This is a genomic window from Streptomyces sp. NPDC051921, from assembly GCF_040680975.1.
In the GTDB taxonomy this organism is placed as follows: domain Bacteria; phylum Actinomycetota; class Actinomycetes; order Streptomycetales; family Streptomycetaceae; genus Streptomyces.
On record NZ_JBFAXU010000019.1, the window covers coordinates 155,913 to 178,802 of the forward strand.

At 72.6% G+C, this 22,890-nt stretch carries 22 protein-coding genes and 1 pseudogene; 13 read left to right on the top strand and 10 right to left on the bottom strand.

Features of this window, described 5'->3' with window-relative positions; genetic code table 11:
• Positions 1–204: 204 nt before the first annotated feature.
• The 7 genes from AB0M16_RS24775 (at position 205) to AB0M16_RS24805 (ending at position 6,754) form a co-directional block, all read left to right on the top strand.
• Positions 205–1,110 carry a universal stress protein gene (locus AB0M16_RS24775; protein ID WP_365346425.1) on the top strand — a complete coding sequence of 302 codons (906 nt, stop codon included), beginning with the start codon at positions 205–207 and terminating at the stop codon, positions 1,108–1,110.
• Positions 1,107–2,078 (top strand): universal stress protein, encoded by a 972-nt coding sequence (locus AB0M16_RS24780; protein WP_365346427.1) that lies wholly within the window; start codon positions 1,107–1,109, stop codon positions 2,076–2,078. Before AB0M16_RS24775 ends, AB0M16_RS24780 begins: the two co-directional genes overlap by 4 nt.
• Entirely contained in the window at positions 2,075–2,488 is a 414-nt protein-coding gene (locus tag AB0M16_RS24785; protein ID WP_365346429.1) for a CBS domain-containing protein, read from the top strand. The genes AB0M16_RS24780 and AB0M16_RS24785 overlap by 4 nt, the downstream gene beginning before the upstream one ends.
• Before the next feature lie 212 nt (positions 2,489–2,700).
• On the top strand, positions 2,701–3,156 hold the full coding sequence (locus AB0M16_RS24790) for an Hsp20/alpha crystallin family protein (RefSeq protein ID WP_365346431.1): 456 nt from the start codon (positions 2,701–2,703) through the stop codon (positions 3,154–3,156).
• Complete coding sequence (locus AB0M16_RS24795) at positions 3,153–3,314, top strand: hypothetical protein (protein ID WP_365346433.1); 162 nt, start codon at positions 3,153–3,155, stop codon at positions 3,312–3,314. Before AB0M16_RS24790 ends, AB0M16_RS24795 begins: the two co-directional genes overlap by 4 nt.
• Positions 3,315–3,456: 142 nt before the next feature.
• Positions 3,457–4,050 (top strand): hypothetical protein, encoded by a 594-nt coding sequence (locus AB0M16_RS24800; protein WP_365346435.1) that lies wholly within the window; start codon positions 3,457–3,459, stop codon positions 4,048–4,050.
• Positions 4,043–6,754, top strand: a complete 2,712-nt coding sequence (locus AB0M16_RS24805) for a cation-transporting P-type ATPase (RefSeq protein WP_365346437.1) — start codon at positions 4,043–4,045, stop codon at positions 6,752–6,754. Before AB0M16_RS24800 ends, AB0M16_RS24805 begins: the two co-directional genes overlap by 8 nt.
• Here the strand turns inward: AB0M16_RS24805 and AB0M16_RS24810 are convergent.
• From AB0M16_RS24810 to AB0M16_RS24835, 6 genes and pseudogenes are all read right to left on the bottom strand, one after another.
• A pseudogene (locus AB0M16_RS24810) lies at positions 6,724–6,954 on the bottom strand (DUF4389 domain-containing protein); the annotation flags it as partial. The gene AB0M16_RS24805 and the pseudogene AB0M16_RS24810 overlap by 31 nt on opposite strands.
• A 42-nt stretch (positions 6,955–6,996) precedes the next feature.
• Positions 6,997–7,653: a CBS domain-containing protein gene (locus tag AB0M16_RS24815; RefSeq protein WP_365346439.1), complete on the bottom strand. Its 657-nt coding sequence runs from the start codon at positions 7,651–7,653 to the stop codon at positions 6,997–6,999.
• A gap of 10 nt (positions 7,654–7,663) precedes the next feature.
• On the bottom strand, positions 7,664–7,891 hold the full coding sequence (locus tag AB0M16_RS24820; protein ID WP_365346441.1) for a hypothetical protein: 228 nt from the start codon (positions 7,889–7,891) through the stop codon (positions 7,664–7,666).
• 94 nt (positions 7,892–7,985) lie between these two features.
• Positions 7,986–9,413: an MBL fold metallo-hydrolase gene (locus AB0M16_RS24825; RefSeq protein WP_365346443.1), complete on the bottom strand. Its 1,428-nt coding sequence runs from the start codon at positions 9,411–9,413 to the stop codon at positions 7,986–7,988.
• 164 nt (positions 9,414–9,577) lie between these two features.
• Complete coding sequence (locus AB0M16_RS24830) at positions 9,578–10,567, bottom strand: nitroreductase family protein (protein WP_365346445.1); 990 nt, start codon at positions 10,565–10,567, stop codon at positions 9,578–9,580.
• 22 nt (positions 10,568–10,589) lie between these two features.
• Complete coding sequence (locus tag AB0M16_RS24835; protein ID WP_365346447.1) at positions 10,590–11,213, bottom strand: CBS domain-containing protein; 624 nt, start codon at positions 11,211–11,213, stop codon at positions 10,590–10,592.
• 249 nt (positions 11,214–11,462) lie between these two features.
• On the opposite strand from AB0M16_RS24835, the gene AB0M16_RS24840 reads away from it, so the two are divergent.
• From AB0M16_RS24840 to AB0M16_RS24850, 3 genes are read left to right on the top strand one after another with little or no spacing between them, the layout of a single operon-like run.
• Positions 11,463–12,071 carry a universal stress protein gene (locus AB0M16_RS24840; RefSeq protein ID WP_365346449.1) on the top strand — a complete coding sequence of 203 codons (609 nt, stop codon included), beginning with the start codon at positions 11,463–11,465 and terminating at the stop codon, positions 12,069–12,071.
• On the top strand, positions 12,068–12,478 hold the full coding sequence (locus AB0M16_RS24845; protein WP_365346451.1) for a universal stress protein: 411 nt from the start codon (positions 12,068–12,070) through the stop codon (positions 12,476–12,478). Before AB0M16_RS24840 ends, AB0M16_RS24845 begins: the two co-directional genes overlap by 4 nt.
• A 7-nt stretch (positions 12,479–12,485) precedes the next feature.
• Complete coding sequence (locus AB0M16_RS24850) at positions 12,486–15,137, top strand: cation-translocating P-type ATPase (protein ID WP_365346453.1); 2,652 nt, start codon at positions 12,486–12,488, stop codon at positions 15,135–15,137.
• A gap of 301 nt (positions 15,138–15,438) precedes the next feature.
• On the opposite strand, the gene AB0M16_RS24855 is transcribed toward AB0M16_RS24850, so the two are convergent.
• Together AB0M16_RS24855 and AB0M16_RS24860 are read right to left on the bottom strand one after the other, a co-directional pair.
• Positions 15,439–16,065: a CBS domain-containing protein gene (locus AB0M16_RS24855; protein ID WP_365346455.1), complete on the bottom strand. Its 627-nt coding sequence runs from the start codon at positions 16,063–16,065 to the stop codon at positions 15,439–15,441.
• 444 nt (positions 16,066–16,509) lie between these two features.
• Positions 16,510–17,055, bottom strand: a complete 546-nt coding sequence (locus AB0M16_RS24860; protein ID WP_365346457.1) for a flavodoxin domain-containing protein — start codon at positions 17,053–17,055, stop codon at positions 16,510–16,512.
• Between the two features lie 706 nt (positions 17,056–17,761).
• On the opposite strand from AB0M16_RS24860, the gene AB0M16_RS24865 reads away from it, so the two are divergent.
• From AB0M16_RS24865 to AB0M16_RS24875, 3 genes are all read left to right on the top strand, one after another.
• A complete protein-coding gene (locus tag AB0M16_RS24865; protein WP_365346459.1) occupies positions 17,762–18,466 on the top strand; it encodes a VanZ family protein in 705 nt (234 codons plus the stop codon).
• Between the two features lie 68 nt (positions 18,467–18,534).
• A complete protein-coding gene (locus AB0M16_RS24870; RefSeq protein ID WP_365346461.1) occupies positions 18,535–19,230 on the top strand; it encodes a response regulator transcription factor in 696 nt (231 codons plus the stop codon).
• Positions 19,223–20,302: a HAMP domain-containing sensor histidine kinase gene (locus tag AB0M16_RS24875; protein ID WP_365346463.1), complete on the top strand. Its 1,080-nt coding sequence runs from the start codon at positions 19,223–19,225 to the stop codon at positions 20,300–20,302. The genes AB0M16_RS24870 and AB0M16_RS24875 overlap by 8 nt, the downstream gene beginning before the upstream one ends.
• Positions 20,303–20,432: 130 nt before the next feature.
• Here the strand turns inward: AB0M16_RS24875 and AB0M16_RS24880 are convergent, their stop codons facing one another.
• Together AB0M16_RS24880 and AB0M16_RS24885 are read right to left on the bottom strand one after the other, a co-directional pair.
• Positions 20,433–21,965 carry an alpha/beta fold hydrolase gene (locus AB0M16_RS24880; RefSeq protein ID WP_365346465.1) on the bottom strand — a complete coding sequence of 511 codons (1,533 nt, stop codon included), beginning with the start codon at positions 21,963–21,965 and terminating at the stop codon, positions 20,433–20,435.
• Positions 21,962–22,825 (bottom strand): AraC family transcriptional regulator, encoded by an 864-nt coding sequence (locus AB0M16_RS24885; protein ID WP_365346467.1) that lies wholly within the window; start codon positions 22,823–22,825, stop codon positions 21,962–21,964. Before AB0M16_RS24885 ends, AB0M16_RS24880 begins: the two co-directional genes overlap by 4 nt.
• Positions 22,826–22,890: the final 65 nt, after the last annotated feature.

A 22,890-nucleotide genomic window follows, 5' to 3' on the forward strand; every position in this document is an offset into this window, starting at 1 on the left:
CTCCGTTCCGCTCGTGGTCCGGAACCGGAGAGGACATCCCGAACTTCAGGCTGGTGGTCCCGTGCGTCCCGGCAGCAGGGCCGGGCAGGTCTCGATCGGGGCCGAACGGCCCATCCTCGGAAGGCCCACCACGGTGTCAGCGTGGGAGGTGTCGCGCCTCAGGACGCGCTCCCGAGCGCCGGGCATACCCCGGAGGAGGAAGCCATGACCAGCGAGATACCCGCTCGACCGGAGCTCGGCAACGTCGTCGTGGGAGTCGACGGGTCGCCTTCCGGGCGCACGGCCGTGCTCTGGGCCGCCGCCGAGGCGGCCCTACGGGGGCGGTCCCTGCATCTCGTCCACGCCGCCGACACCGACCGCCGGGCCCTCTTCGCCCATGCCGAGACGATCCAGGCGGTACGCGAAGCGGGCCGCGACCTGCTGATCGAGACCGCGAGCACGGTCCAGGAGCGCTTTCCGGACCTTGCCGTCACGAGGGAACTGAGTCGCCAGGAGCCGGTCGTCGGTCTCCGGGCGGCCGCCGGCCACCGGGGAACGATCGTGGTGGGCAACCGGGGCCTCGGCGGATTCTCCTCGCTCATGCTCGGCTCCGTGGGTCTGGGCGTGGCAGCCCGCGCCGAGGTGCCGGTGGTCGTCGTCCGTGGGGACAGCGACCGTCCGGAGTCGGGCTCGGTGACGGCAGCCGTGCACGGTGCCTCGGATGTCGGCTGGCTGCTCGCTGCGGCTGCCGAGGCGGACGCCCGCAAGGCGCTGTTGCGACTGGTGAGTGTCTGGAACGTGCTCACCCACGTCGGCAGCGTCGCGACGATGCTGGACGACCTCGACGAGATCGCGCGGCAGCGCGTGCACGAGATCAAGGCGCTCGCCGACCGCGTGCGTGACTTCTATCCCGGGCTCAACGTCAGCCATCACGTGGAGACCGGCACGAGCACGCCCGGAATCCTGGTGGAGGCGACTGCCCACACCGATCTGCTCGTGATGGGCAGAGAACACCGGGTCCTGGGTGCGGGCCCCTCCCTGGGGCGCGTCGCCCACGTTCTGCTCCACCACGCGCATTGTCCGGTGGAGATCGTCCCACCCGCTTTCGCCACACGGGTCGAGGAGACGTGAACGAGATACTGCTCGGAATCGACCCCCGGGAGCAGTCGATCCCCGCTCTCGTCTGGGCCGCTGCGGAGGCCGAACGAAGAGGACTGCCGCTTCGCCTGCTCGTCGCCGTACCGCCCGCCCACGACAGGCTTCGGTACGACGCGCTCGCCCACCAGAGCGCCCTGCGACTCCGTGCGGAGTCGGCGATCGCCAACGCGGAGGACCTCGTACGGGAACTCCATGGCGGTCTGCGGATCGCGACGGAACGCGTGAACGGCGTGCCGGTGACCGTGCTCCGCGACCTGGCGGCGCACGCCGCGCTCGTCGTCGTCGGCTCGCGCCGTCTCGGCCGGGTGGCCGAAGTGTTCAGCGAGAGCTCCGTGGTCGTCCCGCTCGCCGCACGGGCGGAATGCCCCGTCGTCGTGGTCCGCGAACCCGAACACAGCGCCGTGCACCCGCCGACCCTCGTCGTCGGCGTGGACGGAAGCGAGTCCTCACGGGCCGCGGTCGCCTTCGCCGTCGAGGAGGCAAGCCTGCGCGAGGCAAGGCTGCGCGCGGTCTGGGTATGGCCCCCTTCCGTCCTCGCCCGCGACGATGTGGCCGAAGGGCTGGCCGAACGCCGTCGGTTGCTGGCCGAGTCGGTCGCGGGGTGGGCGCAGAGGTATCCGGACGTCTCCATCTCGCAAGAGGTCCTTCGAGGACACCCGGTCGAGCAACTCGCCCTGGCGTCCCAGGAGTCCCTGGGTCTGGTCGTCGGCCGAAGAGGCCGCGGCGGCTATTCCGGCATGTGGCTGGGGTCGACGGTCCACGGCGTGCTGCACCGCGCCATGTGTCCTGTGATCACCGTCCCGCTCCCACATCGCGAGGGGCGGACCGGCGACCCTGCATGGGCCGACCGGTCCCGTTCAAGGCGACCGAAGAACGGTGAATCAAAGGCCGATCGGGGGGATCGTGAGATAGGGGGGCCTGAAAGGAGGCCGCGGCCATGACGACCGCAAGGGAGATCATGCACACCGGTGCGAGCTGTGTGCAGGAGCACGAAACCTTGATGGACGCCGCGAGGCGCATGAGCGAACTGGATGTCGGCGCGCTGCCCATCTGCGGGCCGGACGACCGGCTGCAGGGCATCATCACCGACCGGGACATCGTGGTGAAGTGCCTCGCCAGGGGCAAGGACCCCCACCACATGACGGCCGGGCACCTCGCCCAGGGCAAGCCGGTCACCGTGGACGCTGACGCCGACAGCGAGCAGGTGCTCCGCACGATGCAGGACCACCGCATCCGCCGCGTACCCGTGATCGACGACCACCGCCTGGTCGGAATGATCAGCGAGGCGGACCTGGCCCGGCACCTGCCGGAGGAGCGGGTGGGCCACTTCGTCGAGGCGGTCTGTTGCTGACAGCCCGGAGCCGTGGCGCCATGGGCCGGTCGGTCCAGGGGCGGCCCCTTCGGCCCTGTCGGACAGCCCCCTCGGACGCTGCGCCACGTGACCCCGCGGGCGGACGATGGGGTTACGGAGTCGGACCGGCCCCGTAACCCGGTCCACCGCCCGTCCGTACCGACTCGGGTCCACGACGACCGTCCGAGGGCCCCGGAACGAGGAGCAGAACAATGGCCGGAGGCAAGGTGGAACGCAGGCACAGCCTCTTCCCCGACTTCAACGACTGGTTCAACCGGGAGTTCCCGGGGCTGCCCGGGTGGCGACCCGCGACGGCCGCTCACTCCATTCCTGTGGAGGTGACCAGCAGCGCCGACGGGTACGTGTTGCGGGCCGAGCTGCCCGGGATGGACCCGGACGACTTCACCATCACCGTCGACGACAACATGATCACGGTGAGTGCGGAGCACAGCGAGAGCACGGAGGACAAGGAGCACTCGGAGTTCCGCTACGGATCGTTCCGCCGGACCGTGCGCCTCCCGGCCACGATCCCGGCCGACGACGTCGAGGCGTCGTACGCGGACGGCATCCTCACCATCCGCGTCCCGATGCCCGAGGAGGAGAGCAGCGCCGCACGCACCATCCCGGTGAAGCGAGGCGGCACCCCGCCCGAGGACGCCACACCGTGAACCCCGGGCGAGTCCTGGTCGCCTACGGCAGCAAGGCCGGCGCGCCCGCCGGGCTCGCCGAAGAGATCGGCGAGACGCTCCGGGACGACGGCTTCGACGCCGTCGTCCTCGGCGGAGCCCTCTCAGCCGGGCACTGGACCGGCAGGATGCGGCGCTGAGCCCGGCGCAGCACCGACGGCGACTTCCGCAATGCGGAACGCAGCCGGGCATGGGCCCACCACATCGGAACGGAACGCGGCAGCACCCTCTGATCGGGTGTCGCCGATCCATAGCCCGGCCACACCCGACGGGAGGCGCGGCATGTCTCACCAGGAGTCTTCGAGCAGCGGTGCCGCCTTGCCGGCGAAAGGATCCCGCGGGCATGCCGCCTTTGTCCTCGTCCTGATCGTCGCCCTGGTCTGTGGCGCCGTGGCCGGCGGAACACTGTGGAACGCCGGGGCGAGGACCGATCGCGAACTCGCCGCCCATCGCCATCAGGTGCGGGCCACCACCACAGGGCCGGCCAAGGAAACACCCGTCGCCGCCAGGTACGGCACGAAGCCGCAGGCCCGCGCACCGGCGGTGTGGGAACAGCCCGAGCATGTCCGCCGCTCCGGCACGATCCATGTCCCGCCGAGAACGCCCCCGGGCCGCATCGTGACGATCTGGGTGGACGACGCAGGGTCCCCCGCCCGGCCCCCGGGCACCGTTGCGGACCGAGCATTCACCTCCCTCTCGGGCGGTACCGCGGCGGCGGGAGCCGTCGGGGTGACGGGAGCCGGCGTGGTCTTCCTCGTACGGCGGCGCAGCGAAGGTCACCGGCTCCGCGCCTGGGAACGGGAGTGGGAGCAGGTGGAACCCGTGTGGTCCGGCCGCCTGCACCGGGGCAGTGATGCCGGGGGCGACGATGACTGACCGCGCTGCCGGCCGAACCGCAGCGGATCCGAGCACCACCCCTGCCCCGGCGCTGCCCTTCGACCCCAGCGAGCCCCTGCCCAGACTGCGCCGGGAACTCGCCACCGGTCCGGACGGACTGTCCGCCCGCGAGGCGGCCCGCCGCCTCGCCGTGCACGGACCGAACGAGGTGCGGCGCAAGGCCCGCTCCTCTTTCGCGCGGGAACTCGTCGGACAGTTGATCCACCCGCTGGCCCTCCTGCTGTGGGCTGCGGCCGCGCTGGCTTTCGTGGCGGACCTCGGGGTGCTCGGCTGGGCGATCCTGGCGGTCATCGCCGTCAACGCTGCCTTCGCGCTGCTTCAGGAACGGCAGGCCGAGCGGGCGGTGGAGACCCTCGCGCGCTATCTGCCCGAGCACGCCCTCGCCGTACGCGACGGTCAGCCGCTCACCGTGGAGGCTCGCGACCTGGTGCCGGGCGATGTGATCGTCCTGGAGGAGGGCGACAAGGTCCCTGCCGACGCGCGCGTCACCGAGGGCGGAGTGGAAGTCGACCTGTCGATGCTCACGGGGGAGTCCGTGCCGGCCGAGCGCATGGCCGCGGCGGGGCTCCTCGGCGCTCCGCTGCTGGAGGAGCCGAACCTTGTCTTCAGCGGGACGACCTGCGTCGAGGGACAGGCCCGGGCCGTCGTGTTCGCCACCGGCAGCCACACCGAGCTCGGCCGGATCGCCGCACTCAGCCAGCGGACCCGGCGCGAGGCGAGCCCGTTGGAACGGCAGGTGAAAAGGGTCGCGTGGCTCATCGCCGGCGTCGCCACCGGCATGGGGGCCCTGTTCCTGGTCCTGGGCGTCGCTGTCGGACTGCCGGTGACCGACTCCCTCATGTTCGCCATCGGGCTCCTCGTCGCCAACGTCCCCGAGGGCTTGCTTCCGACGATCACGCTGGCCCTCGCCGTCGGCGTCCGCGCGCTGGCCCGCCAGGGCGCATTGGTGAAACGGCTCAGCGCCGTGGAGACGCTCGGGTCGACGAACGTCATCTGCACGGACAAGACCGGCACCCTGACGCGCAACCGCATGAGCCTGAGAGCACTGTGGACCGCGGGGCACGGAACGGAACCCGGCCCCTGGGCGCAGGAGCTGGTGCGGGCGAGCGCCCTGTGCACCACCGTCACCCGCGACGAGGAGGGTGAGCTGCACGGCGACCCGACCGAAGCGGCCCTCCTCACAGGGGCTGCCGACCACGGGGCCCCGATGGATCCCCGTCGGCGCGACGCGGGACGGCGCAGACTGTTCCGCTTCGATCCGCGGCTGCGGTTGATGTCGGTCGTGCAGGACGACGAGGCGACGGGTCGCCTGCGAATCGTCGCCAAGGGAGCACCGGAAGCCGTCCTGGCCCGCGTCCTGCCCGGCTCCGCATCGGACGCGGCCCGCTCGGCGGCGGAGGAGCTGGCCGAGGGCGGCATGCGGGTCCTGGCCGTCGCCGTACGCGACCTGCCGCCGGGGGCGGAGCCGCCGTCACGCCGTCAGGATGCCGAGTCGGGGCTGACCCTGCTCGGTCTGGTCGGGCTCTACGACCCGCCGCGCCCCGAGGTGGCGGAAGCCGTCCGATCCTGCCACGAGGCCGGGGTGCGCGTGCACATCGTGACGGGCGACAGCGGAGCCACCGCCGCGGCGGTCGCCCGGGAAGTGGGCATCGGAGTGCCCAGCCTGCACGTGGTCGCGGCGTCCGAGTCGCTGGGCGACGACGAGCTCGACCGGCTGCTCGTGGAAGGCGACGCCGAGATCGTCTTCGCCCGCTCCTCGCCCGAGACGAAACTCAAGGTGGCCGACACCCTGCGAGCCCACGGCCGGATCGTCGCCATGACAGGTGACGGAGTCAACGACGCCCCCGCGCTGCACCGCGCGCACATCGGGGTGGCCATGGGACGCTCCGGCACCGACGTCGCCCGCGAGGCCGCCACCATGGTGCTCACCGACGACGACTTCGCCACCATCGTGACCGCGGTCGAATCCGGCCGCCGCGTCTACGACAACGTCCGCAAGTTCATCGTCTACATCTTCGCCCACGCCACCCCGGAGATCGTGCCCTTCCTCGTCTTCGCGCTCTCCGCCGGCGCCGTACCCCTTCCCCTCACCGTGCTGCAGATCCTCGCCATCGACCTCGGTACCGAGACGCTGCCCGCCCTCGCTCTGGGCCGGGAACGCTCCGAGCCCGGCATCATGCAGCGGCCGCCCCGGCCACGGCACCAAGGCGTGATCTCCAAGGACATGCTGGTCCGCAGCTGGGGCTACCTGGGCCTGGTGTCGGCGGCCCTCGTCATGGCGGGCTACTTCTACGTGCTCTGGCGCGCGGGCTGGCAGCCGGGCGATCCGACCGGCACGGACGATCCCCTGCACCACGCCTATGTGACGGCCACCACGGCCACGTTCGCCGGCATCGTCACGTGCCAGGTCGGTACGGCCCTCGCGGCCCGCACCGACCACGCGGCATTGCGCGACATCGGGGTGTTCTCGAACCCGCTGCTGCTGGCCGGTGTCGCCTTCGAGCTCGCGTTCACCGCCGCCCTCGTCTACGCGCCCCCGCTCCAGCACCTCTTCGGCACGGCCGCCCTTCCCCTGGACGTCGTCCTCCTCATCGCGACGTTCCCGGTCCTGGTGTGGGGCACGGACGAGCTGCGGCGCGCCAGGCGGCGCCGTCAGCGCACCGCACCCGCGGCCGGCTCGTGACCACCCTGGTCGAGACGGAAGGGCGGGTAGGCGTCCGTCATGAGGCTCGCGTAGGCGGCGACGCGCAGGACCCAGCGGTTCGAGCAGCCACCACTTGACCAGCACCTGCGAGCGGGAGAGCGCTCCGGGTAGGCGACGTCGAGTCGGGCGGGGTAGTCGGGCTCGGGGCCCAGGCTGAAGGGCGGGTAGCGGTCGGTGCCGTCGACGCTGTTGCACGCGACACTGCGGTGCCTCATCGCCCGTCACCTTCCTCCATCCTGAGCGGTGAGCTCGCACCGAACGTCCACCACACCTTCGACGGCCCGCGCCAGGCGTTCCGCGAGCGGGATGAGGGCGCTGTCGCGGACCTCACCGGACAGGGTCACGACACCGCCGTCGACACGGATGTCGACCTGGTGGCGGGAGAGCGGGAACAGGTGCTCGATGACGTGATGGCGCACCTCGGCGGCGAGGTCGTCGTCCGGGCGCAGGAAGACCTTGAGCAGGTCGGCGCGGCTCACGATCCCCTGGATCGTGCCGCTCGCGTCGACGACCGGCAGCCGCTTGATGCGATGGGCGGCCATGAGGCGCGCGGCCTGAGGCAGTGACGCATCGGGGGCGACGGTGACGGCGGGCGAGGTCATCAGGTCCCCGGCACGGCGAGAGCCGGCCTTGGTGGTGGCGTCGAGGCGTCGCAGCTGCTCGACGAGGCCGAGGCGGTGGTCGTGGAACTCCTCCTTGAGGAGGAGGTCCGCCTCGGAGACCACACCGACGACGCGGCCCTCGCCCTCGACCACGGGCACGGCCGTCACCTTCCACCGCTCCATGGTGGTGACGATCTCCTTGAACTCCGCGCCGGGCAGGACAGCGACGACCTTCTTGGTCATCACGTCGGCGACGGTGAACGGCTGGGTGGTCATGACTCTCTCCTCAGCGGGCGTACGCGAGGTCTTCCGCGCCGACGCGCGGCACGAGGTCGTCCAGAAGACGGCTGCGGACGGAAAGGAGCCGACGCGCCATGGTCGCGGCGACGCCGACGAACACCGCTTCGCCGACGGACAGGTCCTCCGCAGGGAGGCGGACCGGGTGGGAGTACTCCAGGGGCCGGCCGCGTGCCTCGGGAGCGAGCTCGTTCGGCAGCGTCCGCGTGGTGGTCATGGTGTCCTCCAGCCCTCCCTTCACAGCCTCCCGCGCGGTGGGCGGGTCCGGGGAGGGCCGCGCAGGCCGGACCAGGGGACCGAAGGGCCCCCTCTCAGCGGACCAGGACGGCCTCACCGGAGCGGGGGACGACGGCCGTCCAGCCCAGTTCGTGGTCGATGCGGTCGCGCAGGGCCTCCGACGCGGCCGGTTCGCCGTGGACGAGGTAGGTGGCGTGCGGGGGAGGGGCGCCGCGGAGCCAGTCGATGATCTGTCCGGCGTCGGCGTGGGCCGAGAAGTGGGGGACGTCGGCGACCTCGGCCCGTACGGGCACGTACTCGCCGAACATCTTCAGCGTCCGGACACCGTCCACCAGGTCCCGCGCCCGGGTGCCGGCGGCGGCGAAGCCGACCACGACGACCGCGTTGCGCGGATCGGGGAGCAGCCGGTGGAGATGGTGCAGGACGCGGCCGCCCGTCGCCATTCCGGCCGAGGAGACGATGACAGCCGGGCCCTCCACCTCGTTGATCTCGATGGACTCCTGAACGGTCCGCGCGGCGAGGAACGGCTCAGGGCTCAGCACGGCCACTCCCTCGGAGAGGATCTCCGGCCGCAGCTCGGGGGAGCGCTCGCGTACCGCGTCCCGGTAGACGTCGAGGGCGGCCAGGGCCATGGGGCTGTCCACGTACACGGGGACCGACCGGGGCAGGACGCCCGAGTCGCGCAGCCGGCTCAGTTCGTGCAGGACGACCTCGGTGCGGTCGATCGCGAAGGCCGGGATGACCACGGTGCCACCACGGGCGAGGGTCCGGGCGATCACGGAGGCGAACTCCGACCGGGCGGACTCCTGGTCGTGGCGCCTGTCGCCGTACGTCGACTCCATGAGCAGCGCGTCGGCGCCCGAGAACGGCTCGGGCGGCAGCAGCAGCGGGTGTCCAGGCCGCCCCAGGTCGCCCGAGACGGCCAGAGTGTGGCCGTCCTCCAGGGTGAGGTGCACCCATGCCGACCCGAGGATGTGTCCGCCGTGGTGCAGCCTCAGCCGGTTGCCGGCCATGATCTCGACGTCCTCGCCGATCGGGATCGGGTCGAAGTACGCCAGCGTCTTCTCGACATCGGAGTCGTCGTACAGCGGCTTGGCCGGCCGGTGCTTGGACCAGCCGTGTTCGTCGGCGTGCCGGGCGGCCTCCATCTGGAGGCGGGCGCTGTCGCGCAGCACGATCCCGGCGAGCCGGGCGGTGTGCGCACTGGTCAGGATCGGTCCCCGGAAGCCTTGCCGGACCAGGCGGGGCAGGTAGCCGCAGTGGTCGAGGTGGGCGTGGGTGACGACCACGGCGTCGACGTCCGCGGCGTCGCGGGCGAACCGCTCCCAGTTGCGGCGCCGCAGGGTCGCGAAACCCTGGAAGAGACCGCAGTCGAGGAGGATCCGAGCGTGGTCGCTCTCGACCAGGAACTTGCTCCCGGTGACCGTACCCACCCCGCCCAGGAAGCTGAGCAGTGCCGGGCGCGGCGTGGTGGGAGCGGGGTTCGAGGCTGCTTCGGGCATGGCCGGCCCTCCTTCGGTATGTCTTCCGGGACGAGCTCCTCGTCCTGCCCCTGCCTCGACCTCCGCTGCTTCCCGGGGACGCACGAAGGGAAGTGGGTGGCGTCCGGGACGCCTGCGGCCTCCATGACGACGTCGGCGCCCCGGCGGCCGACAAGCGAGGCCGATCAGTCGAAGGCGAGCACTTCGGAGACGGGGCGGCGCGGGGTGGCCTGCCCCTGGGGGCCGTACCCGAGGCGGATCACCATATGGACGAAACCGATCGTCGACCCGGGGTCGCGCGCGTCGGAACGGAGTTCGGGCCATTCCAGCGGCTGGGACATGAGGGAGGTGGCGAGGCCGTCGAGGGTGGCCTGCAGGAGGACGCGTTGCATGGCCTGGCCGGCCTTCAGCCATTCCTCCTGGGTGTCCTCGGCTGTGCCGAGCAGCGCGATCTGGGGCCTCTTCTCGAAGCGCGCCGACGTGCGGCCCGGCACGTGTCGGGGAGCGCCGAAGTCCCTGACGGGTGAGGTCACGTCGTACTGCCGTGGGCCGAAGGCGTACGCCGGGATTCCCTCGGTGCCGGGATCCTCCCCAGCCGCACCGGTGCCTGTCCAGGCGGCGATCTCGGCGCGTACCGCCTCGTCCGCTGCCTCGAACAGCTCGGAGGCGTGGACGAGATCCATGACGGTGTCGGTGTGCCACGCTCCCGGTACGACCAGGTGGCAGCCCTCCAGCAGAGACGCGGCACACAGCCCGTCGATCACCTCGGAGGGGACCGGCTCCTCCGTGAAGGGGAAGCGGCTGGTGTGCCGCCGGGCGAGAGCGGCATGGAGCACACCCAGGTCGCTGTCGGCGTCGGCGGGCCCTTCGAACCGTACGTCGGCGAGATGCCAGGGATCGTCGGGGGTGGGCAGCAGCCGCACCATCGGACGCAGGTCCCGGTGCGCGGCCGCGACACGCAGCCCGAACAGGGCGGCACCGCAGCCGAGGTGGAGGGCACGGTGGTCCGGGTCCTGGCGCGGCATGCCGCGCAGCGGATCACCGTGCAACTCGATGATGCCGGTGTCCGTCCTGGCGACGAACTTCCACGGCTGTGCGTTGTGCATCGACGGAGCGGTGACGGCGTCTTCGATCAGCGACGTCACGAGTGGTCGGGTCAGAGCGGTGGTGGACACGGTTCGTCCTGTCTGCGATGGGTCACCAAGACGTGTCTTGCGGAGTCCTGGCGGGGGACGGAAGACGCGTGTCGTCCTCGTGGAAGGACAGCCGGTCCACGACGGCGACGACGCCGTCCACCCGCTCGGCGAGTCCGACGAGCGTCTGGGCCTGGCTGTGCCGACGGAGACGACCGGCGAGGGTGACCACGCCGTCGAGGACGTGCACGTCCACCGCGTCCCCGGGCAGGTCCATGGCGTCCGTCAGGACGTCCTCGCGGACGCGGCGCCGTATCTCCGCGTCCGGGCGGAGGTAGACGCAGAGCAGGTCACGGCGCGTCACGATGCCGACCAGCCGATCCTCCACGTCGACCACGGGCAGGCGCTCGACTCCGCGACGCACCATCAGCCGCCCCGCGTCGGCCACTGTCTCCTCGGCGTGGACAGTGATGGCCGGCGTGGTCATCAGATCCCGTGCGGTCAGCTCGTGGTGGGCCAGGAGGTCGCTCTCGGAGACGACCCCGACGACGTGGTCGTCCTCGTCCACCACGGGGATCCCGCTGATGTCGTGCTCGGCGAGCAGCTTCGCGATCTCCCTGAACGAGGTCGCGGGGACGGCGGAGATCACGTTGCTGGTCATGAGACCGCCGATCTTCATGTGCCTCATCGCGGCGCCTCCTGTCGCGGGTCCGGAAGGTGCGCTGTCCCGCGTAACCAGACTCCAGCGCATGCCTGGGAGCCGCGAGGGCCGAACGGTCCCCGGGCAGGACCGAACGGGCACGTCACCGCCCCTCCGTACTCCGACTGGCCAGGGCGGGGGCCCTTCGGTCCCGTCATGGGCCCCACCGGCCCTCCGGCGGCGCCGCACCGGCTGCCAGAGTGGGAACGAGTCCCTCATGGCGTGTGAGGAGGAACGATGGGCGGAACCACGGCCCGTCCCGGCCTCGGCAGGGTCGTCGTCGGACACCGCGGCCTCGGCGGCTTCTCGTCGCTGCTGCTCGGTTCGGTCGGCCTTGAGGTCGCGGCCGCCGCGACCACGCCCGTGGTCGTGGTGCGGGGGGCCGTCGAGCCCGCCGGGACAAGCCTCGTCCTGGCTGCGGTCCGGGACGAGGCCGACGTGGTCTGCGCCCGTGCGGCGGCCCGTGAGGCCCTGCTGTGCAAGGTGCCCCTGCGACTCCTGCACATCTGGGGTGTGGGGTTGTCCGGCGGACCGCGGACTGTGCTGCGCAACGGTGGCGAGGAGACAGCCTGCGATCACGTACGCGCGCTCACCTCGGTGGCGGACAGGGTCCGGCAGGAGTTTCCGGAACTGGCCGTGCACGCCGAAGGTCAGAGAAGCCACAGCGTGCCCGGAGCTCTCGTCGAGGCATCGCGCCACACCGACCTGCTCGTCGTCGGGGGCCGGCGGTCGCCCGGCTATCCCGGGCCCACCATCGGACGGATCACGCTCGGCCTGCTGCAGCACGCCCGATGCCCCGTGGAGCTCATCCCTCGGCAAGGGCCAGGACACGGGAGTACGTCATGACACGCACCACGGCCCGACACGACATCGCGGTCGGCATCGACCCGGTCAAGAACTGGCACCTGCCCCTTGCCTGGTCAGTGGACGAGGCCCACCTGCGAGGCGTGCGACTGCGCCTCGTGGTCGCCGTAACACCGCAGCACGACACCCCAGATGTCGACGACACTCCTCGTCACCTGGCACGGCGGCAGGCCGGCATGCGAGCCCTTCGTGCAGCATTCGGCTGGGCTCGGTCCCGGCGGCCGGGCGTCGAGGCCGTCGAGACGCTCGCGACCGCCGCCGAACACGCCCTGGCCGTCGTCGTAGGCCGTCGGGGCCGGGGTGGGTACACCGGGATGGGCGTCGGCTCCGTCGTCCACGGGTTGCTGCACCGTGCCCACTGCCCGATGATCACAGTCCCCGCGGGGTGAGCGGGCCATGGCGGGGACGGCGGCGGACCGGGTGCCCATCCTGGTGCGGGAGACGACGGGACTCACCCAGGAGGAGGCCGCCCGCCGACTCGCCGAAACAGGTCCCAACGAGGTGACGGCGAGCAAGCCCGTACGGCTCCACAAGCGGGTCCTGGCCCAGCTGACCGACCCGCTGATCATGGTGCTTCTCGGGGCCGTCGTGCTGACCCTCGCGATCGGCGACCATCCCGACGCGATCGTCATCGGGCTGGTCGTCCTCGTGAACACGACCGTCGGGGTGGCGCAGGAGATCCGGGCCGACAACGCCGTCGCCGCCCTCTCCGCCCTCACCGCCCCGCACGCGCGCGTGCGGCGCGACGGCGCCGTCCGTGACCTCCCAGCGGCGGCGGTCGTCCCAGGGGATGTCCTCCTGGTCGGTGAGGGCGACATCGTCGCCGCCGACGCCGCGCTTGCCGAGGCATCCGCGGTCCTGGTCGACGAGTCCATGCTCAGCGGGGAGTCCGTGCCCGTCGACAAGGACGCCGGCGCGACGCTGAGCGCGGGCACGGTCGTCGTCCGGGGCCGAGGCGTGGCCGTGATCACGGCGACCGGTGCTGCCAGCGCCCTCGGCCGCATCGCGGCTCTTCTCGACGAGCGCCGTGAGCCGACCCCGTTGCAGCGCCGCCTCGCCTCCCTCGGGCGCGTTCTCGCTGCCGTGACGCTCGCCCTGTGCGTGCTCGTCTTCGCCCTCGGCCTGGTCAGGGGGCTCCCGCTCGGCACGATGGCGGTCACCGCCATCAGCCTGGCCGTCGCGGCGGTTCCCGAGTCCCTTCCCGCGGTCGTCACCCTGGCCCTGGCTCTCGGAGCCCGGCGTATGGTCGCCCGGCACGCCCTGGTGCGCCGGCTTCCCGCGGTCGAGACGCTCGGCTCGGTATCCGTCCTCGCCACCGACAAGACCGGCACCCTGACCGAGGGCCGCATGGTCGTCCAGCACGTCTGGACACCGCGCGTGAGCGCCGAGCTCTCGGGCGTGGGGTACGAACCCGTGGGCGAGGTCCTCGTGAACGGGCGGCCGGCGGAAGCGGACGAGCTCGAGCCCTTGAGGGAGCTCCTGACCGTGACCGCCCTGTGCAACGACGCCACGCTGCGTCCGCCGGACGACAGGGCCTGCGACGGCCGCTGGACGGCCCTGGGCGATCCCATGGAAGCAGCCCTGCTGACGGCCGCGGCCAAGACGGGCTGCCCGGATCCCACGGAACTGGCCGCCTCCCGCCCCCGGATCGACGAAGCGCCCTTCGACAGCCTGCGCCGACGCATGACCACGGTCCACACGACCGAGGACGGTCGGGTGCTCGTCTGTCTCAAGGGCGCCCCCGAGGCCGTACTCGACCCGGCCGTTCTGCTCGATCGTCCGCAGACCCTGGAGGCTGCCCGCCGGGAGGCCGCGAGCCTGGCTGCCCGGGGGTACCGCGTGCTCGCAGTGGCATCGGGCGGGCGGAACGACCTCCCGAGCCCGGTCACCGCGGCGGAGTCGGGGCTCTCGCTCCTCGGACTCGTCGCGTTGAGCGACCCGCCCAAGCCGCATGCCGCCGCGACCCTCGCGTCCTGCCGCGCGGCCGGCATCACCCCCGTCCTCATCACCGGTGACCATCCGGCGACGGCTCGGGCGGTGGCGTCCCGTGTCGCGCTCCTGGGCGATGGCGGCGAGCCAGAAGGCCACGTCGTCACGGGAGCGGATGTGGCCGCGGGTCGCGTTCCCGACCTCACCTCGGTGCGGGTCTTCGCCCGCACGGATCCCCAGCAGAAGCTGGACATCGTCGAGGCGTGGCGCGCCCGCGGAGCGGTCACCGCGATGACGGGCGACGGGGTCAACGACGGCCCCGCACTGCACCAGGCCGACATCGGCGTCGCCATGGGAGCGCGCGGAACGGAGGTGGCTCGGCAGGCGGCCGACCTGGTCCTCACCGACGACGAGCTCTCGACGGTCGTGGCGGCCGTCGACGAGGGACGACGCGTCTACGACAACATCCGCCGCTTCCTCGTCTACGGGATGGCCGGCGGCGCCGCCGAGATCCTCATCATGCTGCTCGGCCCCCTGCTGGGACTGCCCCTGCCCCTGCGAGCGGGGCAGATCCTGTGGATCAACCTCCTGACGCACGGCCTCACCGGAGTCGCCATGGGCGCGGAACCGGCCTCCCCGGGCGCGATGCGCCGACCGCCCCGTCCGCCGGACCAGCACATCCTGGGCGGCGGTGCCTGGCAGCGCCTGCTCGTCCTGGCCGCTGTCGTCACGGCGGTCTCCCTCGGCGCGGGACTCGGCGCCCGCGCAGTCGACCTCGCCTGGCAGAGCGTCCTCTTCCTGGCGCTACTCGCCGCTCAGCTCGGTGCCGTCCTGGGACTCCGCGCCCGGCTGCTCACCCGGAAGAACCCGTTCCTTCCCCTGTCCGTACTCGCCTCCGCCCTGCTTGCCGTGGCGGCGCTGTACGTGCCCTTCCTGAGCTCGGTCCTGGAGACCGAGCCACTCGGCTGGGCGGGCGTCGGGATCGCATGGGCCGGTGTCCCCGTGGCGTTCCTTGCCGCGCGACTCGTCCGCACCGCCTTCCGGGGGGCGAATCCGGCTGGAGGGTCAGGGGCGGGGTCAGGGTCGGGGTCGGGGTCGGGGACACCGGAACCACCGTGAGTACGTGCCCGTCAGGCGACAGGGCGGTGGATGAGGCGGCGGCTGCGCGACGATGCTGTCGGCATCCCGCAAAGCGGCAGGCGCAGCGGACTGCGGAACCTCCCAGAACGGGCCGAGCGGCCGGGCGGCACGCTCTCGGTCCGCGCGCGGGCGGAACACGGCAGCGGCACGGTACGCGAGTGGCGGATCCCGCTGCGACCGAGCGGGAACGAGCTACGCCTCCTCGGCGTCGCGCTCGTGGGCCCGGGCGGCGGTGACGGCGGCCTGTACGCGGCGCTCCAAGCCGAGCTTGCCGAGCGTCTCAAGGGGCACCGAGATCCATCCGGACGTCGACGACGCCCTCCACCGCCCGCACGGCGCGGGCGACCAGCGGCACCATCGACCGGTCGGCGAGGGACCCACGGATCGTGGCCACACCGTCCGCGACCACCACGTCCAGCCCCACGGGGGTGGCCGGCTCGCCGAGGACGGAGTGGCGGATGTCCTCCTCGATCTCGGCGTCCGCACGGAGGAACACCTTCAGCAGATCGCTCCGGCTGACCACACCCTCCAACATGCCGACGCCGTTGACCACGGGCAGGCGCTTCACCCTCCGCGTCGCCATGATCCGTGCCGCTTCGGCGAGCGTGGCGTCGGGATGGACGGTCACGGCCGGGCTGGACATGAGTTCACCGGCGCGTACGGCTCCGGCCTTGGACGCCGCGGCGAACTCGTCCGGGCGAGGCTCGATCGTGCGGAACTCCTCCTTGGGCAGCAGATCGGCCTCGGACACGACCCCGATCACCCGTCCCTCTCCCTCCAGAACGGGCAAGGCGCTCACCTTCCACTGGTCCATGAGCGCGACGATCTCCTTGTACGGCGCGTCACGCCCGATGGCGATGGCGGTGTGGGTCATGACGTCGCTGACGGTGTAGCGCGAGGCGGTCATCACGTCCTCCCAGGGGGGCGAGATCTACAGGGTGCACCCGTGCGGCGCGCAGAGATCCAGCAGCCGCACGCGGGCGGAGAAGAGACGGTGGGCGAGCATCTGTCCCTTCGCCGGCTCTGACGCCGTCGACGGCCGGCCGCTTGCCGCATCCCCGGACGTCGACGGCGACCGTGCCAGTACGGACGGAGCCGTGGGTCAGGGGTGGTGCTCATCGGCGGCCTCCGCATCGCGGTCCACTCCAGTCTGGCCGCAGTCCGTCTGGGAGAGGAGGGCCGGATGGTCCCTTGGACCCCAGGTCGGCCCGTGCGAGGCGTGTGAGACCCGCCTGCGGCGTCCCGCAGTCTGCGGCACGCGCCGGATTCCTGATCCCGGACCCGATGCCGGCTGGACGACCTCGCGGCACGTGTCGAACAAGGCGGCCCCGGGCCGGGGCGTACGGGGCGGTCAAGCGATCTGGAGAGCCGCGCCCCACGCCCTCGCGCGATCCCGCTCGCCTGTGCGCAGTGGTCCGTCGATCTCCTCGATGATGAATCCCTCTGGCTCTGCGACGAGTTCATAACCGTGGCTGCGCAGCCGACGTGCGATGCCGCTGGCGGCGGCGCCCGCCAGGCGCATGTCCGCCCTGGTGTCGAAGGCCGCGGCGGCATGGGTGCCGGTGTGGGCCTTCGGGAGCGTGTCGTGGAACCAGTCGCGGACGCCAGGGCCCTCGGCATCCTCCTCGGGGGTGAAGGGACGCTCTTCCTTCTCGGCTTCCTTCTCCTCGGTCTTGAGCCCCATCCTCCGGCTCATCCCGGTGGTCATGCCCCGCATATGGGTCGGTCCGCCGACGACCAACAGGTCGGTGGGGCCGATGCGCTCCGGCAGTGCGTCGGCCACGGCCACGCACTCGACCTCGGCGTCCGGATGCGCTTCCCTCACGCCCTCGCCGATCGCGTCGGCCACCTCGCGCGTGTTGCCGAACAGGCTCTCGTACACGATCACAGCACGCATGACGACCTATCTCCTCAGGTGCTTCTTTCTCCGGACTCCACTGCCGCTTCGATCGCCCGCAGCGCTCCGCGGAGCACGACGCCGACGGCCGGGGAGACAAGCGTCCATCAGCGGCCGAACCGCGTGGTGGCGACCGGGTCGGTGCAAGCGGTACGCGCTTCGTAGGTCAGGTGCGCCGTCCGCCCGTGTGACCGCGTCGAACAGCGGCGAGTGCATGGACAGCATGCCCAGATCACGGGCTGCGCCGTACACGACGTCCGGTGCGGCGGCGATCACGGCGCACCCCCGGCGGGAGAACCGGAACTCGGGCAGAGCCGCGTCGAGCACGAGGGGCTCCGCCGTCGTGGTGGCGCTCGGCTGGGCATGCATGGAGACCTCCCGAATCCGATACCACCAGTCTGGTCCACGGAACAGGCATTGCGCTGAGGTCGCTGGCGGTCCCCTTCTTGCCCGTCACCCCGCTTCGGCGTGTGTTTCGGGCGCTCGCAGCGGCGATGGTCGTTCGGTTTCACCTCGTGGCTGTGAGCGATCTGTCCGACGGCGTCGAGACGGCTGCGGACCACCGCCAGGGCGGGGCCACAGCGCCGACGCTGCTCTGTGACTGGGGGCACCGGTCGGGGCGCCGAGCCGCGGCGGACCCGCGTATCGCGGGCGTATCGAAAAGCGCATACGCCGTCGCAACGGCCCTCCGTGTCCCATGGGGCACATGAACCGCAACGCAGCACCGTCGGCACCGCCCCGCCGTACGCGCAGGATCGTCCTCGTCGGCGTGGCCGCCCTCGCAGTGGCAGGCGCCGCGTTCGTCGTGCGGGGACCGCTCATGATGTCCGCTCCGAGGTGCATGGCCGGACGGTGGCACGGCTGCTTCGACACCTTCAACGGCGTGGTGCTCATGACGTTGGCCGCCCTGCCGTTGGCGACCGCGGTGGCCTGGGTCCTGGCCCGCCGCCGGAGAGCCGCCGGCGGCGCGCAGGCGTGGCGGACGTCGCTGGCCGAGGTGGGCATGGTCCACGGGACGGTGCCGTTCGTCTGGATGACCATGATGCCGGGAGCCGGGGCGGGGAGCGTCCCCGGGCGGCTGAGCCTGGTACCGCTGCGGGACCTGGCCACGATGGGGCCGCTCGGGGTCGGCGGCAACCTGCTGGTCTTCGCGTCGCTGGGATTCTTCGCCCCGATGCGGTTCGCGGCGCTCGCGTCCGTGCCGCGGATCCTGGCCCTCGGGGCGGGCTGCTCGGTCCTGGTCGAAACCGCCCAGTACGCCCTGCGGCTCGACCGGGTGTCCTCCATGGACGACGTCCTGGTCAACGCCGCCGGCGCCGCGCTGGCCGGGCTGGCGTCGCGCCGCTGGTGGCGCACCGTGGAGCGAGCGCCGTCGGACCGGCCGGCCCCCGCGCCGGCGCCGGCCGGCTGAGTCACCTGTCCGGTGCGCGCACGCCGTTGCATATGCCGGCGATATGCGGGCTTGCCTAGGCTTCGGGCATGCGCGTACTGATCGTGGAGGACGAGCCCTACCTGGCGGAAGCCGTACGGGACGGTCTCCGGCTGGAGGCGATCGCCGCCGACATCGCCGGCGACGGCGACTCCGCCCTGGAACTGCTCGCCGTCAACTCCTACGACCTCGCGGTCCTCGACCGCGACATCCCCGGCCCCTCCGGCGACGAGGTCGCCCGGCGCATCGTCGCCTCCGGCAGCGGCATCCCGATCCTCATGCTCACCGCCGCCGACCGGATCGACGACAAGGCCTCCGGGTTCGAGCTCGGCGCGGACGACTACCTCACCAAGCCGTTCGAGCTGCGGGAGCTCGTCCTGCGCCTGCGGGCGCTCGACCGCAGGCGCGCGTACGCCCGGCCCCCGGTCCGCGAGATCGCGGGGCTGCGCGTCGACCCCTTCCGCCGGGAGGTCTTCCGCGACGGCCGCTACGTCGCGCTCACCCGCAAACAGTTCGCCGTGCTCGAGGTCCTCGTCGCCGCCGAGGGCGGCGTCGTCAGCACCGAAGAGCTTCTGGAACGGGCCTGGGACGGGAACGCCGACCCCTTCACCAACGCCGTCCGCATCACCGTCTCGGCCCTGCGCAAACGGCTCGGCGAACCGTGGATCATCGCCACGGTGCCGGGTGTCGGCTACCGCATCGACACCGACCCTGACGCCGCCCGCCCCGGCCGTACGCATGCCTAGACGCCCAGGGCCCAGCGCCCGACTGAAACTCACCCTCAGCTACGCCGGGTTCCTCGCCGTCGCCGGCGCCCTGCTGCTGGTCGTGGTGTGGGTGTTCCTGCTCCGCTACGTCCCCGACAATTCCCAGGGCCTGCTCGGGATCTCGCCCAACCGCTACCTCCTCGTCCGCACCTTCGCCCCCGCCGCGGCCCTGGCGATGCTCTTCCTGCTCCTGTTCGGTCTCGTGGGCGGATGGATCCTGGCCGGCCGCATGCTCGCACCGCTCACCCGGATCACGACCGCGGCACGCCTGGCAGGAAGCGGGTCGCTGGCGCACCGGATCCACATGGAAGGCCGCCAGGACGAGTTCCGCGAACTCGCCGACACGTTCGACACCATGCTCGAACAGCTCGAGTCGCACGTCGCGGAGCAGCAGAGGTTCGCCGCGAACGCCTCCCACGAACTGCGCACCCCGCTGGCCGTCTCGCAGACCCTGCTCGACGTCGCCCGCAGGGACCCCACGCGGGACCGCGACGAGGTCTTCGCCCGCCTGCAGGAGGTCAACTCGCGCGCCATCGACCTCACCGAGGCGCTCCTGCTGCTCAGCCGCAGCGACCGCGGGACCTTCACCCGCGAGAGCGTCGACCTCTCCCTCGTCGCCGAGGAGGCCGCCGAGACCCTGCTCCCCCTCGCCGAGCGGCGCGGGATCACCCTCGACGTCACCGGCGCGGCGACCCGGACCAGCGGCTCCGCGGAGCTCCTGCTGCGCATGGTGACGAACCTCGTCCAGAACGCCGTCGTCCACAACCTCCCCGCCGGCGGCACCGTGACGGTCCACACCGAAGCGCAGGGCGACGCGAGCGTGGTGCGGGTCGAGAACACGGGCAGCCCGCTGCCACCGGACCTGGTGCCGACCCTCACGGAACCCTTCCAGCGCGGAACGGAACGCGCGCGCACCGACGAGCACCCCGGCGTCGGCCTCGGCCTCGCCCTCGTGCACAGCATCGTCCGGGCCCACGGGGGGACCCTCGACCTCGCCCCCCGCCCCGCCGGTGGCCTCCTCGTCACCGTCCGGCTCCCCGGCACGTCCTGACGCCACCGGGCCCACGCCGCGTGCGCCTAGAACCCGCGGGGCGGGTCACCGCCGACGCACCGGGCCGGCCGGCCCCGGCCCGGTGGCGCCGCCTCCGTACCCGGCTGACGTCCCCTGGCGTGCCGGGCCCCTAACGCAGCAGGAAGGCCTCGGCCGCCCGCGCGCCCCCGTCGCTCCGGCTCTGTGTGGAGTGCCCGGCGCCCTCGACGACGACGAGCTCGGCCCGCGGGGTCGCCGCGGCGAGGGCGCGCGCCCACTGCACGGGCGTCGACAGGTCGCGGTCACCGGCGAGCAGCAGCACCGGCACCGTCAAGGTGCGGCCCGACGCCGGCCGGTTCGGACGCGAGACCGGCCAGGGCAGACAGGTCTGCGGGATCCCCTGCTCGCCGGCGGTCTCCCGCTGGAACGGCCACACCGCGGCCGGTCGGATCCGGCGCACGGCCCGGTCCAGCGCCTGCTGCCGGTTCTCGACGGGCGCCGCCGAGTCGCCCCAGGGCCAGCGCGAGTCGGCGCACAGCGTGGCGGCGTGCAGCCCGGAGCTGAACTCCGCGGGCGGTTCGTCGGAGGGCGCCGAGAAGCCGGCCACCAGCGCGTCGAGCCGGGCCGGCTCGCCCCCGGCCGAGGCGTGCAGCGCGCTCAGGATGCCGAACCGGGGATCGGCGAGCTTCGGGTCGATGATGCTCGCGATGACGAGCAGGTTGAAGACCCCGACCCCGTTCCCGTCCCGGCGCACCACGGTCGCGAGGTCACGGGCCGGGTCGAACCCGCAGCCCTGCTCCCGGCAGGCGGTGCGCAGCACCCGCCCCGCGTGCCCGAACGCCTCCTCGTACAGCACCCCGGCCCCGTCGAGCGGGACGACGGAGTCGAGGACGAGCCTGCGCACCCGCGCCGGGTGCGCGAGCGCGTACTGTCCGGCGGTGAAGGTCCCGTACGAGACCCCGTCCAGCGTCCACGACGTCACGCCGAGGGCCCGCCGCAGGTCCTCCAGATCGGCCACGGTGTCCGCGGTGGTGTAGAAGTTCCGCCGCTCGCCCAGGCTGTCGGCACAGGCGATGACGGCCCCGGGCGTCGGCGCGACGGTGTCGCTGCTGCCCACCTCCTTCTGCAGGCCGGGGCAGTCGACAGCACCCTCACCCGTGCCCCGCTGATCGAGCATCACCAGCCGGTACTGCGCGAGGGCCCGGGGCAGCCGTGTACGCATCCGCTGCACGAACGGCACACCCGGCTGCCCCGGCCCACCGGTGAGGAACAGCAGCGTGCCTTTGGGCGCATCGGCCGCCCCGTACACTGCAACCTGCAACTTCAGCGTTCCCGGCACGGCGCCCGCTCGGTCCAGCGGCACGCTCAGATCGGCACAGGTCACGTCCGGCTGCCCGGCACAGGGCCGCTGCCCCGTCAGCACCGGCGTCCCACCGGGCCGGGTCGTCGTCGTGATCGGCGCACCGGCCGCTCCGGGCGCCGACGCCGCGCACGCGGCGGCGGTCAGCACGGCCAGCAGGGCCGTACCGGCTCTGGTCAGGAAGGTCATCAGGTTCCCCCGCTCGGAAGACGGCGTGCCGTCCGTGCCGTCCGCGCCGTCGCGGACGCCACGGTCCGGCACCGGCCGGTTGTCCGGCCGCCGCCATGATGCGGGGCGGCGGGTGGCGGGGCGTTGGACATTCATGCGCGTTCCGTGAGAAGCCGCCGCACGGCGCTCGGCGCGTGCCCCGTGTGGCCGCGGCACAGGCGGGTCAGGTGGGACTGGTCGGCGAAGCCGTAGGCGTGGGCGAGGGCGCGGAGGGCGTGTTCGCCCTCCTCCAGGGCGTGGAGGACGCCGCGGATCCGCAGGTCGTTGCGGTAGTGCGTGAGGCTGGTCCCGGTGACGGCGCGGAAGACGCGGCTGAGGTGGTGGGGGGAGGCGCCGACGGAGCGGGCCAGGTCTTCCAGCGAGAGGCGGAGCGCCGGGGCGCCGGTGGCCAGGAGGGCGCAGGTGTCGCGGACCAGGCGGGCGTGGGCGCGGGCGGTGGCGGGGCGGACGGCGGTGTCGCCGTGCCAGTGGCCGGCGGACGCGGCCACCTCGTCGACGAGACGGTGCAGCCGGTCGGTCAGTTCGAAGGTGTCGGCGGCTCCGCGGGCGGCGGCCAGCAGGGTCCGGTGGTGCAGGTCGACGGTGCCGGTGACCGTGAAGCGGCGGGAGGCCGACGGGCCGTCGAAGCGGTCGGCGAAGAGTGCCGGGGTGATGCGGATCTCGGAGGAGCGGTCGCCGGGGCCGGCGGGGTGGGCGACCTGGTGCTCGTCGCCCGGCCGGGTGAGGTAGCCGCCCGTCGGGTCGACGAAGAACTCCTCTCCGGCGATACGGCGCAGATAGCCGCCGGAGCGGGCGAGGACCACGGTGTGGGCGTCGGCCCGCCCGGGGCCGATGAACCCCGTGCTGTCCTCGCAGCACAGGATGTCCTGCACCGTGATCCCGGCCGTGGCGATCCGGCAGCGGAGCATTCCGCGCCGCCCCCGTGCCGCCTCGCGGCACCGTGCTGAGTCGTCCACGCGGACCCCCGTCGGACCTGTGCGTCCGGGCTCCCCGCGGACGCGGGGAGCCCGGACGTCTCACG

What these genes read in the sequence shown, in the direction of transcription:
- AB0M16_RS24820 (WP_365346441.1), bottom strand. Translation starts at nt 7,891, where the DNA reads ATGACCACCACGCGGACGCTGCCGAACGAGCTCGCTCCCGAGGCACGC.
- AB0M16_RS24825 (WP_365346443.1), bottom strand. Translation starts at nt 9,413, where the DNA reads ATGCCCGAAGCAGCCTCGAACCCCGCTCCCACCACGCCGCGCCCGGCA.
- AB0M16_RS24875 (WP_365346463.1), top strand. Translation starts at nt 19,223, where the DNA reads ATGCCTAGACGCCCAGGGCCCAGCGCCCGACTGAAACTCACCCTCAGC.
- AB0M16_RS24835 (WP_365346447.1), bottom strand. Translation starts at nt 11,213, where the DNA reads ATGAGGCACATGAAGATCGGCGGTCTCATGACCAGCAACGTGATCTCC.
- AB0M16_RS24815 (WP_365346439.1), bottom strand. Translation starts at nt 7,653, where the DNA reads ATGACCACCCAGCCGTTCACCGTCGCCGACGTGATGACCAAGAAGGTC.
- AB0M16_RS24850 (WP_365346453.1), top strand. Translation starts at nt 12,486, where the DNA reads ATGGCGGGGACGGCGGCGGACCGGGTGCCCATCCTGGTGCGGGAGACG.
- AB0M16_RS24865 (WP_365346459.1), top strand. Translation starts at nt 17,762, where the DNA reads ATGAACCGCAACGCAGCACCGTCGGCACCGCCCCGCCGTACGCGCAGG.
- AB0M16_RS24775 (WP_365346425.1), top strand. Translation starts at nt 205, where the DNA reads ATGACCAGCGAGATACCCGCTCGACCGGAGCTCGGCAACGTCGTCGTG.
- AB0M16_RS24845 (WP_365346451.1), top strand. Translation starts at nt 12,068, where the DNA reads ATGACACGCACCACGGCCCGACACGACATCGCGGTCGGCATCGACCCG.
- AB0M16_RS24805 (WP_365346437.1), top strand. Translation starts at nt 4,043, where the DNA reads ATGACTGACCGCGCTGCCGGCCGAACCGCAGCGGATCCGAGCACCACC.
- AB0M16_RS24870 (WP_365346461.1), top strand. Translation starts at nt 18,535, where the DNA reads ATGCGCGTACTGATCGTGGAGGACGAGCCCTACCTGGCGGAAGCCGTA.
- AB0M16_RS24790 (WP_365346431.1), top strand. Translation starts at nt 2,701, where the DNA reads ATGGCCGGAGGCAAGGTGGAACGCAGGCACAGCCTCTTCCCCGACTTC.
- AB0M16_RS24860 (WP_365346457.1), bottom strand. Translation starts at nt 17,055, where the DNA reads ATGCGTGCTGTGATCGTGTACGAGAGCCTGTTCGGCAACACGCGCGAG.
- AB0M16_RS24800 (WP_365346435.1), top strand. Translation starts at nt 3,457, where the DNA reads ATGTCTCACCAGGAGTCTTCGAGCAGCGGTGCCGCCTTGCCGGCGAAA.
- AB0M16_RS24785 (WP_365346429.1), top strand. Translation starts at nt 2,075, where the DNA reads ATGACGACCGCAAGGGAGATCATGCACACCGGTGCGAGCTGTGTGCAG.
- AB0M16_RS24840 (WP_365346449.1), top strand. Translation starts at nt 11,463, where the DNA reads ATGGGCGGAACCACGGCCCGTCCCGGCCTCGGCAGGGTCGTCGTCGGA.
- AB0M16_RS24855 (WP_365346455.1), bottom strand. Translation starts at nt 16,065, where the DNA reads ATGACCGCCTCGCGCTACACCGTCAGCGACGTCATGACCCACACCGCC.
- AB0M16_RS24880 (WP_365346465.1), bottom strand. Translation starts at nt 21,965, where the DNA reads ATGAATGTCCAACGCCCCGCCACCCGCCGCCCCGCATCATGGCGGCGG.